The 13,391-nt window shown below is 77.7% G+C and carries 9 protein-coding genes; 5 read left to right on the top strand and 4 right to left on the bottom strand.

Annotated elements, in window-relative coordinates; genetic code table 11:
• Positions 1-17 precede the first annotated feature (17 nt).
• The 3 genes from OG335_RS32615 to OG335_RS32605 are packed head-to-tail and all read left to right on the top strand — an operon-like array spanning position 18 to position 6,699.
• The gene (locus OG335_RS32615) at positions 18-1,181 is read left to right on the top strand and encodes an AAA family ATPase (RefSeq protein WP_405014734.1); all 1,164 of its coding nucleotides are present in this window, start codon (positions 18-20) and stop codon (positions 1,179-1,181) included.
• Between the two features lie 8 nt (positions 1,182-1,189).
• Complete coding sequence (locus OG335_RS32610; RefSeq protein WP_405015605.1) at positions 1,190-4,765, top strand: DUF5682 family protein; 3,576 nt, start codon at positions 1,190-1,192, stop codon at positions 4,763-4,765.
• Entirely contained in the window at positions 4,762-6,699 is a 1,938-nt protein-coding gene (locus OG335_RS32605; RefSeq protein ID WP_405014733.1) for a hypothetical protein, read from the top strand. Before OG335_RS32610 ends, OG335_RS32605 begins: the two co-directional genes overlap by 4 nt.
• A gap of 107 nt (positions 6,700-6,806) precedes the next feature.
• On the opposite strand, the gene OG335_RS32600 is transcribed toward OG335_RS32605, so the two are convergent.
• Complete coding sequence (locus tag OG335_RS32600; RefSeq protein ID WP_405014732.1) at positions 6,807-7,103, bottom strand: hypothetical protein; 297 nt, start codon at positions 7,101-7,103, stop codon at positions 6,807-6,809.
• A gap of 70 nt (positions 7,104-7,173) precedes the next feature.
• Positions 7,174-7,590, bottom strand: a complete 417-nt coding sequence (locus OG335_RS32595; RefSeq protein ID WP_405014731.1) for a hypothetical protein — start codon at positions 7,588-7,590, stop codon at positions 7,174-7,176.
• 360 nt (positions 7,591-7,950) lie between these two features.
• Between OG335_RS32595 and OG335_RS32590 the strand changes: the two genes are divergently transcribed.
• Positions 7,951-9,516, top strand: a complete 1,566-nt coding sequence (locus OG335_RS32590; RefSeq protein WP_405014730.1) for a glycoside hydrolase family 43 protein — start codon at positions 7,951-7,953, stop codon at positions 9,514-9,516.
• A gap of 33 nt (positions 9,517-9,549) precedes the next feature.
• Entirely contained in the window at positions 9,550-10,608 is a 1,059-nt protein-coding gene (locus OG335_RS32585) for a hypothetical protein (protein ID WP_405014729.1), read from the top strand.
• 75 nt (positions 10,609-10,683) lie between these two features.
• On the opposite strand, the gene OG335_RS32580 is transcribed toward OG335_RS32585, so the two are convergent.
• Both OG335_RS32580 and OG335_RS32575 read right to left on the bottom strand, forming a co-directional pair.
• The gene (locus OG335_RS32580; protein WP_405015604.1) at positions 10,684-11,775 is read right to left on the bottom strand and encodes a PQQ-dependent sugar dehydrogenase; all 1,092 of its coding nucleotides are present in this window, start codon (positions 11,773-11,775) and stop codon (positions 10,684-10,686) included.
• Positions 11,776-12,205: 430 nt separating this feature from the next.
• A complete protein-coding gene (locus OG335_RS32575) occupies positions 12,206-13,285 on the bottom strand; it encodes a glycoside hydrolase family 19 protein (RefSeq protein WP_405014728.1) in 1,080 nt (359 codons plus the stop codon).
• Between the last annotated feature and the right edge of the window lie 106 nt (positions 13,286-13,391).

Genomic DNA, 13,391 nt, shown 5'->3' with positions numbered 1-13,391 from the left:
GAACCCGGAGAATCCCCATGACCGTGACGACCGAGAAGCCGGCCCGGCAGATCCTGCCCGCCGAGGAGCGGTACGCCGCCGAACTCGCCTTCCTCGCCGCCCACGACGACGGCCCCCGCCCGCCCGGCTGGGCCCTCACCCCGAGCGCCGTGGTGACCTTCGTCTGCGGCAGCGCGGGCGAGGCCCTCACCCTGACGCCGGCCCGCCGCAAGGACGGCGGCCTGCCCGCCAAGCTGGTCGTCGCACCGAAGTTCGTCGGCGAGCGCGCCCTCGTCGAGCGCTGCGTCGTCACCCTGGCCGGCGAGCGCGGCCTGCTGCTCGTCGGCGAGCCGGGCACCGCCAAGTCGATGCTCTCCGAGCTGCTGGCGGCCGCCGTCAGCGGCACCAGCGAACTCACCGTGCAGGGCACCGCGGGCACCACCGAGGACGCCTTCCGCTACGGCTGGAACTACGCGCTCCTCCTCGCCCAGGGCCCCACGCCGCAGGCGCTCGTCGCCTCCCCCGTGCTCACCGCGATGCGCTCCGGGCGGGTCGCCCGCATCGAGGAGGTCACCCGCTGCCTGCCCGAGGTGCAGGACGCCCTGGTGTCGATCCTCTCCGACCGCCGGATCAGCGTGCCCGAGCTCTCCGGCACCCCCGACGCGACGGCCTCCGCCGTACCCGGCTTCACCGTCATCGCCACCGCGAACCTCCGCGACCGCGGCGTCTCCGAGATGTCGGCCGCGCTCAAGCGCCGCTTCAACTTCGAGACGGTGCGGCCGATCGCCGACGCGGACGCGGAGACCGCGCTCGTCCGCACCCAGGCCACCGCCGCCGTGCAGCGCGCCGGCGCGGCCTTCGGCGTCGACGACGCCGTGCTCGACGCCCTCGTCACCGTCTTCCGCGACCTGCGCACCGGCCGCTCCGCCGAGGGCTGGGACGTGGAACGCCCCGGCACCGTGATGTCGACCGCCGAGGCCGTGCACGTCGCCTCCTCGCTCGGCCTGGCCCGCGCCTACCTGCCCGGCGGCGGCGACGTGCTCGACCTCGTGCCCGGCCACCTGCTGGGCGCCGTCCGCAAGGACGACGCCGCCGACCACGGCCGCCTGCTCGGCTACTGGGACGGTCCGGTGCGCCGCCGCGCCGAGGACGGCTCCGCCCTGTGGCGCCGCCTCTGGGACCTGCGGGAGAACCTCCGTTGACCGGGCCCCTGACCCTCACCGCCGACGGCCCCGGCAGCGCCGCCGGCACCGCCGGCACCGATCCGCGGGACGCCGTCGAGGCGCTCGCCGCCTCGGCGCGGCCGTACCTCGTCGGGGTGCGGCACCACAGCCCGGCGCTGGCCGCCGTCGTGCCCGCCCTGCTCGACGCGGCCGACCCGCAGGTGGTCTGCATCGAGCTGCCCGCCGACTTCGCCTCCTGGCTGCCCCACCTCGCCGCCCCCGGCACCCGGGCCCCCGTGGCCCTCGCCGGCGCGGGGACGGACGGCCGGCTCGGCTTCTACCCGTTCGCGGACTTCTCGCCCGAGCTCGCCGCCCTCCGCTGGGCGCACGCACGCGGCGTCGAGGTGATCTGCTGCGACCTGCCCATGGACGACCCCGGCTGGTCGGCGCCCGAACTCCCCGGCAGCGCACTCCCCGAACACGGACGGCCCGACCACGCACGGCCCGCCGCCCGCCCGTACGCCGACGGCCTCGCCGCCTCCGGCACCGGCCGCGACGGCGACGACCTGTGGGACCGCACCGTGGAGGTCCGCGCGCCCGGCGCCACCCCGGAAGCCGTCCGGCGGGCCGCGCTCGCCGTCGGCTGGGCACTGCGCCGCGACGCCGCCGACCGCGGCGGCGTCCCCGCGGGCGACCTCGCCCGCGAGGCCCACATGCGCCGGGTGATCGCCGCGGCGGGCACCGGCGGGCGCCGGGTCGCCGCCGTCGTCGGCGCCTTCCACGGCCCCGGCCTGCTCACCCCCGACCCCCCGGCCGACCCGCCCGGGCCCGCCCTCGCGGAGCCCGGACCGGCCGTCACCACCTCGCTCGTGCCCTACACCTTCGGGCTGCTCGACGCCCGGTCCGGCTACCCGGCCGGGATCCGCGACCCGCGCTGGCAGCAGGCCGTCCTGGAGGCCGGCGGCGACCCCGACCGGGTGCGCGACGCCGCCGCCCGGGCCATCACCGACGTCTGCCGCGAGCTGCGCGCCGCCGGCCACCCCGCCGGCACCGGCGAGGCCGCCGAGACCCTGCGGCTCGCCGGCGACCTCGCCCGCCTGCGCGGACTCCCCGCCCCCGGCCGCGGCGAACTCCTGGAAGCCGTCACCGCCGTGCTCGGCCAGGGCGAACCGCTCGGCCGCGGCCGGGCCCTCGCCCGCGCCCTGGAGACCGTGCTGGTCGGCACCGACCGCGGACGCACCGCCCCCGGCACGCCGCGCTCGGGCCTCGGCCCGTCCGTGGAGGCCGAGCTCGCCGAGCTCCGCCTGCCCGACCCGGACGACCCCGAGGCCCGCGAGCTGCGCCTCGACCCGCTGCGCTCCCCGCTCGACCGGCGCCGCGAGACCCTGCTGCAGCGCCTCGCCGTCTGCGGGGTCGGCTACGCCGAGCCCACCGAGGTCGCCGGCACCGGCGACGGCACCGCGCTCACCACCCGCTGGCGCGCCTCGTGGACCCCCACCGCCGCCGCCCGGCTCGACCTCGCGGGGGTGCGCGGCGTCACCGCCGCCCTCGCCGCCGCCGGCACCCTGCGCGAGCGCACCCGCCACGAGACGGCCGAGGGCGGCCCGAGCTGCACCCAGCTGCTCGACGGCCTGCGCGCCGCCGCCGCCTGCGACCTGCCCGACCTCGTCGGCGAACGCCTCACCGCAGCCGGACGGATCCTGCCCGACTCCGCCACCCTGCCCGAACTCCTCACCGCCCTCGACCTGCTGGAGGCCCTGCGGCGCGGGCACCTGCCCGGCACCGACGAGGCCGGCCGGGCGCAGGCCGCCGAACTCGCCACCACACTGCTCGACGCGGCCGTCCGCGGCCTGCCGGGCCTCTCCGGCAGCGACGACCCCGGCGACGCCGCCGCCCTGGTCGCGCTCGCCACCCGCGCCGGCGAGCACCGCCTCGGCCTGCGCATGGACGACGCACTCGCCACCCTCGCCCGCACCGGCTCGCCCCTGCTGCAGGGCGCCGCCCTCGCCGCCCGCGTGCTGCTCGACCTGGACGGCCCGGACGCCCTCGGCGCCCGCGCCGCCGGGTGGATCGACACCGCCACCGGCCCCGACGCCCGCCGCCGGCTGGCCCGGCTGCTCACCGGCCTGCTCACCGCGGGCGGGCCGCTGCTGCAGTACGCGCCCACCGCCCTCGGGCCCCTGCTGGAACGCGTCGACCGGCTGCCCGACCGGGGATTCCTGGAGCGCCTGCCCGCGCTGCGCGCCGGATTCGACGCGCTCAGCCCCGCCGGGCGCGGCCGGCTGCTGGAGACCGTCACCGAGCGGCTCGGCGACCGCCCCGACCTCACGCTGGCCGCCCCTCCCGCGCTGCTCGCCCTCTGGACGGCCGCGGACTCGGCGGCCGCCGCCGCCCTCGACGCCCTCGGCCTGGGCCGCGGCCGGGCCGCCGACACCGGCACGTCGCCGGTCCTGGCCCCGGCACCGGACCAGGGTCCCGCCGACCGGCCCGCACCGGACCCGGCCGACCGGCTCGCGCCCGCCGACCGCTGGCGGCTGCTCCTGGGCCGCGAACCCGAACGGCTGCCCGAGGGCGCCCGCCGCTACGCGCACGCCCTGGACGAGCTGTACGGCGCCGGACGCGGCGAGGGCGCCCGCGACCTCGGCGGCACCACCGGCCCCGGCGGCAGCGAGGCGTCCTTCCCGACCGCCCGCGAGTGGGCGGAGGAACTCGACGCGCTCTTCGGCGGCGAGATCCGCGAGGAGGTGCTCGGCAGCGCCGCCGAGGCCGGCCGCACCGACGTGCTCGCCGAGCTCGACCCGGCCTCCGTACGGCCCTCGGTGGAGCTGCTCACCTCGGTGCTCAACCTCGCCGGCGGCCTGCCCGAGCAGCGCCTCGGCAAGCTCCGCCCCCTGGTCCGGCGGCTGGTCGACGAACTCGCCCGCGAACTCGCCACCCGGCTGCGCCCCGCGCTCAGCGGGCTCGCCACCCCGCGGCCGACCCGCCGCCCCGGCGGCCGGCTCGACCTGGCGCGCACCCTGCGGGCCAACCTGGCGCACACCCGCCGCCTCGACGACGGCCGCACCGTCGTCGTGCCGGAGCGGCCGGTCTTCAGCACCCGCTCGCGCAAGGAGGCGGACTGGCGACTGATCCTGGTGGTCGACGTCTCCGGCTCGATGGAGGCCTCCGTCATCTGGTCGGCCCTCACCGCGGCGGTGCTGGGCGGCGTGCCGACCCTGTCGACGCACTTCCTGGCGTTCTCCACCCAGGTCGCCGACCTCACCGACCGGGTCGACGACCCGCTGTCGCTGCTGCTGGAGGTGCGCGTCGGCGGCGGCACCCACATCGCCGCGGCGCTGGCCCACGCCCGTTCCCTGGTGACCGTGCCGAGCCGCACCCTGGTCGTCGTCGTCAGCGACTTCGAGGAGGGTGCACCGCTCGGCGGGCTGCTCGCCGAGGTGCGCGGCCTCGCCGCGTCGGGCGTCCACCTGATGGGCTGCGCGGCCCTCGACGACACCGGCAACCCGCGCTACTCCGTGCCCGTCGCCCGGCAGCTCGTGACCGCCGGCATGCCGGTCGCGGCCCTCAGCCCGCTCGCCCTGGCCCGCTGGGTCGGCGACCGCCTCCGTGGAGAGAACCGATGAGCCCGGACCCCGGCCCCACCCTGCCACCGGTCGCCCCCGACGTGCTCGCGGCCGCCGTCGAGTCGCTCACCTCCCGGCTGCGCAAGAAGCTCGACGCGGCCGTCGAGCAGTACGCCACCCTCCCCGTCACCGCCGCGGAGGGGGGCGGCGCAGCCGTCCGCTGCGGCGAGGACGCGCTCGTCACCCTCACCCCCGGCCCCGACGGCGCCGTGACGGCGGAGGACCAGGCGCACTGCAGCTGCCTGCTCGCACCGCGCTGCCTGCACCGGACGGCGGTGCTCCACTGCTGCCCGATCGCCGACCCCGCGGCTGCCGCCGCCGGGGATCCGACCGGTGGTCGGGAGCACGACCGTCAGGAGGGCGGGGGTCAGGAGGGCGGGGGTCAGGAGGGCACGGGTCAGGAGGCCGACCGTCAGGAGGCCGGGGGTCGGACGCCGGCACCCGGCCCGGAGTCCGGCACCGCCGCCGCGCCGACCCCCGCACAGCTGCGCGCCGCCGACGCGCTGTGGTCGGCCGCCGCCGCCGTGCTGGCGGCCGGGGTGCCCGCCGCCGGGGCCGTCCCGCAGGCCGAACTCCTGCGGGCCGCCCACACCGCCCGCCTCGCCGACCTGCACCGCGCCGAGGCCGCCGCGCTGCGCGTCGTCCGCGGCCTGCGCAGCGCCCGGGCCCGGCACGACGGCCACCGGCTGGCCGACCTGGCCGCCGCGCTGCGCGACCTGCTCCTCACCACGGCCCTGCTGCGGGCGGGCCGGGCCGACCGGGCGCTGCTCGGCGGGGCCCGCCGCAGCTACCGGCCGGGCGGTGCGCTCCGCGTGCACGGCGTGTGCCGCGAACCGGTGCTCACCGCCACCGGGTACGGCGGCGTGGTCACGCACCTGGTCGCGGAGGACGGGCAGTGGTTCTCCGTCGCCGACGTCCGGCCCGGCGGCCCCTCGCGCGCCCGGGGAGCGGCCACCGCCCCGGTGTCGGTGGGAGCCGCGGCCATCGACCACGCGCAGCTCTCCCGCGGCGGACTGCTGGTGTCCGGCGCGACCGTCTCGGCGGACGGCCGGCTCGGTTCCGGACGCGGCGTCCGCGCGAACCCGGTGGCCGGGCTCGACTGGTCGTCCGGCCCGCTCGGCGCGCTCTTCGCCCGGCCGCTGGCGCAGGCCGCGGCGGAACGCCTCGGGGAGGGCCCGCTCGCCGACCCGGCGGAGGAGGGCCTCCTGGGCCGCCCGGTCGGCTGCGACCTGGTGGTGCTGGGCGGCGCCGGTGACGCCGTCCTCGCCCGCGAGGTGGACCCGGTCGACCGGCAGGCCCGCGGACCGGTGATCCGGCTCGCCGCCGCCAACGGCCACCCGGAGCTGGCCCACACGGCCAACCTCGGCCTGCTCGCCCGGCATCCGGGCACGCTCGTCCGGGTGCTGGGACGCGTCGACCCGGACCGCGCCGCGACCCTGCGCCCGCTGGCCGTGGGCCCCGTGCCGGGCAGCGAGGCCACGCTGCGCCTGCCGGCGGCGTGGCAGGGCCGGGCCGACCTCGGCTACGACCTGCTCGTCGGCGCGCACTTCCCGCCGGCCGCGGTCGACGTGCCGCTGCCGCAGGCCGGGCCCGACCCGCTGGCCGACGCACCGCTGTGGCGGGTCCGCCGGCAGGTGGAGCTCGGGGTGGCGGGCGGGCGCCGCGCCGTCGCGGAGGCGGCCCGCAGCGGTGGCGCCCGGACGGACGGCGCGGCACTGCGCCGGACGGGCTTCCACCGCGCCGCCGTACTCGCGGCGGACCTCGCGGCCGCCGCCGACCGGCGCGGGCGCGACGTGTTCGGGCGCCTCGGCGACGGCACCGCCGACGCGGAGGGCTACGCGGAGGCCTGGCTGGCGGCGGCCGTCCACCTCACGGGCGCCGAGCGTGAACTCGTCCGCGCCACGTGGGGAGGCCCGGACGGAGAGGGGGGCTGACCCGGTTCCGCCCGTGTCCCGGGACTGCCACGCCTCGGGCCGGCCACGCCTCCGGGCGGCCACGCCTCGGGGCGGACGGGGCGGGCCCGGCCGGGCCCGCCCCGCGGTCAGGACATGACCAGGTTGAAGGTGCGGTAGGAGCGCGCGACCGCGGGCGGGAAGCCGTCCTTGCGCAGGATCGGCGCGAGGAGTTCGGCGAACTCCTCGAAGGCCTCCTGCGAGGCCCACACGTCGACGACGAGCCAGCCCTGCTCGGTGGGCGCGGCGGTGTGGCTCAGGAGTCCGCGCACCGGCCAGTCCGCCCGCCGGTGCAGTCCCTCGGGGTGCCCGGCGATGTCGGCACAGGCCTGCCGGTACTGGGCTTCGGAGACGCCCGGAAACTCCAGCAGGACAACGATCGGCATACCTCCCAGGAGAACCCCGCGCGGCACACGGCGCCAGTGCGCCGATGCGGCGGGACCCCGCGGGCGGCGGTCAGATGTGCGGCACCGTCGGGCCGCCGACCGTGCGGGCGGCACCGAAGGGCGCCAGGCTGGCGGCCGCGGAGGCCATCGTCGCGGAGAGCAGGGCGGCGGTGCGGCTCGCCTCGTAGAGCTGTTCACGGGCGTCGCGGGCGGCCCGGATGACGTCGTACTCCCGGTTGTCTGCGGGGCCGGGCCCGATCCGGCCGGCCGCCTGCTCGCTGCTGAGGAAGGTCTCCAGCTGGTCCAGGAGTTCCGGCAGGCGGCCGGTGAGGCCCGCGAGGGCGGCGACCACCTCCGCCGCCTCGGCGGTGTGCAGGAGGCCGGGCCGGCCTCCCTCGTGGGCGGCGAGGTCCGCGGAGCGGATCAGCTCGGCCGCCTCGCACGCGAGTTCGGCCACGGACAGCTGCGGCGTGACGGGACCGGTCATGGGGCTGCTCCTTCGCTGCGTGGTGCGGTGGATTCGCGTCTGCCCCGGCCCGCAGCCGGCGCACGGGCGGAAACCGGCCATTCCACCGGCGGCGCGCGGTGCACGAACGCTGCGGATCCCGCGCCCCTCGCCGATCCCTGACGGGTCTTGACGTGGGCGGGGGCGGCCCGTAGCGTCACCGAACGCGTTCGAGAAAGATGGCGAAAGTTTCCGCCCGCACCGCCCGCACCGCCCGCACAGCCCCCACAGCCCCCACCGCCCGCACAGCCCCCACCGCCCCCGCCGTCCCACCCGCGAAGGGAGACCCGCGGCCACCCCGCTCCCGGATCGCCCCGCGGGCGGCCCCGCGGCGCACACGCCATGACCGGAACGCACCACCAGTCGGCCCGCAACCCCGTGCTGCCCGGCTTCCACCCCGACCCGTCCGTCTGCCGGGTCGGCGACGACTACTTCCTGGTGACCTCGTCCTTCGAGTACTTCCCCGGGCTCCCCCTGCACCACAGCCGCGACCTCGTGCACTGGCGCCCGATCGGGCACGCCGTCGACCGGCCCGGCCAGCTCGCCCTCGACGGCGTCCGGCCCTCCGGCGGCCTCTACGCGGCGTCCCTGCACCACGCCGCGGGCCGCTTCCACCTGGTCTGCACGCTGGTCGACGGCCGTCACCGCTCGGGGAACTTCCTGCTGACCGCCGACGACCCGGCCGGCGACTGGTCCGACCCGGTGTGGCTGCCCGAGGCCCCCGGCTTCGACCCCTCGCTCTTCTTCGACGAGGACGGCTCGGCCCACCTGCTCGGCACCCGGCAGGTCCACGACGACGGCCGCACCGAGATCTGGATGCGCGCCCTCGACCTCGACGCCGGCCGCCTCACCGGCGAGGAGCACGTGCTCTTCCGCGGCGCCCTCGTCGACGCCCGCTGGGCGGAGGGCCCGCACCTGTACCACCGCGACGGCTACCACCACCTCGTCCTCGCCGAGGGCGGCACCGAGCACGGCCACGCCGTCACCACCGCCCGCAGCCGCACCCGCACCGGCCCGTACGAGAACAACCCGTGCAACCCGGTGCTGACGCACCGGCACCTCGGCCGGCACCACCCCGTCACCGGCACCGGTCATGCCGACCTCGTCCGCACTCCGGCCGGCGACTGGTACGCGCTGCTGCTCGCCTCCCGCCCGTACGGCGGCGGGCCGCACGCCAACCTGGGCCGCGAGACCTTCCTCGCCCGCGTGGTGTGGGAGGACGACTGGCCGGTCGTCAACCCCGGCAGCGGGCGCCTGGAGGAGCACACCGAGGTCGCGCTGCCACCGCACCCCTGGCCGGAGGCGGACCCGGTCGACCACTTCGACGGTGCCGTGCTCGGCCCGCAGTGGAACGTGCTGCGCACCCCCCGCACGGCCTTCCACAGCCTCGGTGCCCGGCCCGGGCACCTGCGGCTGGAGCCGCTGCCGCAGACCCTGGCCGAGCCCGCCACGCCCGCCTTCGTCGGACGCCGCCAGCAGCACCGGGACTTCACCGCGGAGGCGCTGCTCGACTTCGAGCCCGTCGCCCCCGGCGAGCAGGCCGGCCTGGTCGTGCACCACGACCCGGGCCACCACGTGCGGCTGCTCGTCGACCGCGGCCCGTCCGGCGGCCGGGTGGTGCGGCTGACCGTCCGCGACCGGGGCACGGACACCGTACGGGCCGAACTCCCCCTCGGGCCGGGTCCCGTACTGCTCGGCGTCACCGCCCGCGGGCAGGACCTCGCCTTCACCCGCACCCCGCAGGGCGGCCCCGCCGCCGAGGTCGGCCGCGTCGACGGCCGCATCCTCAACAGCGGTCACACCGGCAGTTTCACCGGCACCTACCTGGGGGTGTACGCGACCTCGCCGCACCCGACGGCGGCCCGCGCCGACTTCGACTTCTTCCGCTACTCCCCCGGCCCCGGCTGAGCACCGTCGGCGGCCCGCACTACGGTGGGCGGCATGATCTTCGCACGATGGACGCCCGCACGGTCCGTGGAGCAGCTCGCGGCGGCACTCGCCGCCGGGGACGGGCCGCGCAGCGAACGGGCGTTCGCCGCGCTGCTGAAGGCCGCCGGCCGGGCCCGTCCCGCCGAACTCGCCGCGGCGGGGCCCGCGCTGGCCGGGCTGCTGCCCTCCCTGCCGCCGGAGCCGCGCGGCCTCGCCGCCGTCCTCGTCGGCGCCTGCGTCGAGTCCGGTGCCGACCCGGCGGCCTGCGCGGGCCCGGTGCTCACGGGGCTGGCCGGGACGCTGCGCGAAGCCGTCCGCTTCTCCGTGCTCTGGTCCGCGGTCAGCTCCGACGACCCGCCGGAGTTCTCCTTCGAGGAGGCCGACGGCCCCGGGCGGGCCGACGCCGCCACGACCGCGCTCGGCGGCCCCGAGGCGCCCGGGGTACGGGCCGCGGTGGCCGCCCGGGGCACCCTCGACTCGTGGGAGCGCGCCGCCGTCGCCGTGCTCGCGCACCCGGCCGGTCGTGCCGCCGTACCGGACCGGGCCGCGCTGCTCGCGGACGTGGACGCGCTCGGCGGCGCCGACCGTCTGCGGTGCCTGCAGTACGCGCTGCTGGTGCTCGACGACGAGCCGCTCGTCGTGCTGCACCGGCCGACCGGCCGGGGCTTCGCCCTGCGGATGAGCGGTGTCGGCGACACGTTCCAGCTGCACACCCTGCTCGCCGACGTGCTGATCAACGGCGGCCACCTCGCGGGCACGGGCCCGACCGCGCAGGCCGCGGCGCTCTGCCGCACCGACAACGTCGCACCCGAGCGCCGGCCGACGACCACGGGCTCCTTCAACCTCTGCGGCCCGGACGGCACCTGGATCTGGAACGAGGGCACCCCGCAGGACATCCCGGTGGTCGACGGCGTGCGGCTGCTCGTGCTCGACCCGCCGCCGTACGTCCGTCACTGGCCGGCCGGGCGGTTCTTCCCGGGCATGGCGGCCGACCTCGTCCTGGAGCGGGTCCTCACGCCCGACGAGGCGCGGGCCCGTCTCGACCGGACCGCCCCCGCCGAACGGTGCTGAGCCCGGCCGGGAAGCGCCCCGACGACGGAGCCGAGTGGCGTCCGGTACGCGGCGCGGCCGGGCGAGGGACCGGCCTCAGCGGGGGTCGACGCGGAGGATGCGGTCGTCGCCCGGCTTCGGGTCGCCCCGGCCGTCGGTGTTGCTGGTGGTGACGAGGAGGGTGCCGCCGGGTTCGACGACGACGGTGCGCAGCCGGCCGTCGGTGTGGTCGAGGTGGGCGACGGGGGTGCCGGCGCGGTCGCCGTCGAGGGGGATCTGCCAGAGCCGCTGCCCCCGCAGGCCGGCCATCCACAGCGAGCCGGAGGCGTAGGCGAGACCACTGGGCGAGGCGTCGACCGGGTGCCACTGGACGACGGGGTCGGTGTAGCCGTCCCGGCCGGCCTTGCCCTCGACCACCGGCCAGCCGTAGTTCGCACCGGGGCGCACGAGGTTGAGCTCGTCCCAGGTGTCCTGGCCGAACTCGCTGGCCCAGAGCCGCCCTTGCGGGTCCCAGGCGAGGCCCTGGACGTTGCGGTGGCCGAGCGAGTACACCGGCGAGCCGGGGAAGGGGTTGCCGGGCGCGGGGGCGCCGTCCGGGGTGATGCGGAGGATCTTGCCGCCGAGGGAGTCGCGGTCCTGGGCGAGCTCGCGGTGGCCGGTCTCCCCGGTGCCGACGTACAGCATGCCGTCGGGGCCGAAGGCGATCCGGCCGCCGTCGTGGTTGTTGCCCTTGGGGATGCCGGTCAGCACGGTGGTGGCGTCGCCGAGCTGCGCCCCGGCCGGCCGGGACGTGTCGTAGTCGAAGCGGACGATGCGGTTGTCGTCCCGGGACGTGAAGTAGGCGTAGATCCGTCCCTGGCCGTCGACCGCGAGCCCGAGCAGGCCGGCCTCCCCGCCGGGGTCGACCCCGGGCACGGTGCCGACGTCGGCGCGGGCGCCGGTGGCCGGGTCGACGCGGAGGATCCGGCCGGTGTCACGGGAGCCGACCAGCAGGTCGCCGTCCGGCAGACGGGCCACGCCCCACGGCGTGTCCAGGGCGTCGGCGACGGTCAGCGCCCCGCCCGCGGACACGGGCGCACTCGACCGGTCGGAACCCGTGGAGGCGGTGGAACCGGTGGAGGCGGTGGAGGCCGACGCGCAGCCGGCGGCGAGGAGCAGCGCGAGGACGGCGCCGGTCGCGGTGCGGATGTTCACGGGGGCCTCCTGCGTCGGCCGGTGCTCCGGTCTCCTTCCAGCACACCACACTCCGGCCCGGCGCCCGGGCGGGTCCACGCATCCGGCCGGTGCGGCGTGCCGGGGCGGGTCGGCGGTCCCGGCGGGCGCGGGCCGCGGCGGGTGGCCGGCCACGGCGGGGGCCGGTAGCAGGAGCGGGCCGGGCGCGGCGGGCGCGGCGAGGGGGTGCGGACGGCGGCGGGCGGGCCCGTGCGGCCGCCGCGGCGGGCCTCGCGGGCGGGGGCGGTTCACCGGAAAGGATGACGGCGTTCCGCGGGGCGGACGGCGGGTGTGCGGCCGGGCCCGTCCGTTGCGGGGCGCACCGCGGGGGAATCCGCCGGAACGCGCCGTAGCGGGCGCCCCCGGATCGGGGGACGCCCGCGACGGACCGGTGACCGGTGACCGGTCAGCAGCTGAGGTTGCTGCCCGCGGTGGTACCGAGGATCTGGACGAAGCTCTGGTACGAGTTGATCCGGCTCTGCACCTGGGCGGGGTTGCCGCCGTTGCACTCGATGCTGCCGTTGATGCTGCGGATGGTCTCGCCGAAGCCGGCGCCGTTGACCATCGCGTTGTGCGGGGTCATGGTGCCGGGGCCGCTCTGGGTGTTCCAGTACCAGAGGCCGGTCTTCCAGGCGATCGCCGAGTCGGTCTGCACGAGGTTGGGGTTGGCGAGCAGGTTGATGCCGAGGGCGTCACCGGCGGCCTTGTAGTTGAAGTTCCAGCTGAGCTGGATCGGGCCGCGGCCGTAGTAGGCGGCCTGGCCTGCGGGGCAGCCGTACGACTGGCTGGTGTCGCAGTAGTGCGGGTAGTTGGCGGTGTTCTGCTCGACGATGTAGACGAGGCCGCCGGTCTCGTGGCTGACGTTCGCGAGGAAGGCCGCGGCCTCCTGCTTGCGGACGGTGTCGCTGCCGGTGTTCGTGAAGGCCGGGTAGGCGGAGAGGGCCGCCTTCAGGCCGCTGTAGGTGTAGAAGGAGTTCCGGTTCGGGAACATCTGGTTGAACTGCGCCTCGCTGACCGGGAATCCGCCGGGGTTGGCGGTCTGGGTCGGGGTCGGCGTGCTGCCGCCGGAGCAGGTGTAGGGCTCCCAGTACCAGGTGCTGATCACCGGGTCGTAGCCCGGGTTGTCGTGGGTGGCGCGGTAGAGGCCGCCGTTGGTGTAGCGGACGATCGCGCCGGTCGCGTAGGTCTGTCCGGCGACCCAGGCGGGGTAGGTGCAGCTGCCGCCGGTCGGGGTGGGGGTGCTGCCGCCGCCCCCACAGGTGCCCTGGTCGGCCCAGACGCCGGAGGAGCCGCCGGGGGTCTCGTTCTGGGTCCACCACTTGGCGGTCCAGTTGTGGCCGTTGTACGAAGCGGAGTTGCCGTTCGTGTAGACGGTGCCGGAGTTCCACGGCGTCGTACAGGTCGCCGCGGAGGCCGCGGACGGCAGGACGAACGCCAGGCCGACGACGGCGGCCACCGCCGCCAGGAATGCCAGGAATCGCTGCATGGTTGACACGTAATCACCCCTTCGTGCGGTGGGGGCCGCACGGTTCGTGGACAGGTGGGGCCGCCCGCACGCGGACCTCGGGGCGCACCGATCGGTGCGGACCGCC

This window comes from Kitasatospora sp. NBC_01539, assembly GCF_045040525.1.
In the GTDB taxonomy this organism is placed as follows: domain Bacteria; phylum Actinomycetota; class Actinomycetes; order Streptomycetales; family Streptomycetaceae; genus Kitasatospora.
Note: the sequence above shows the minus strand (reverse complement) of the source record. Positions and strands in the feature narration are given on the sequence as shown.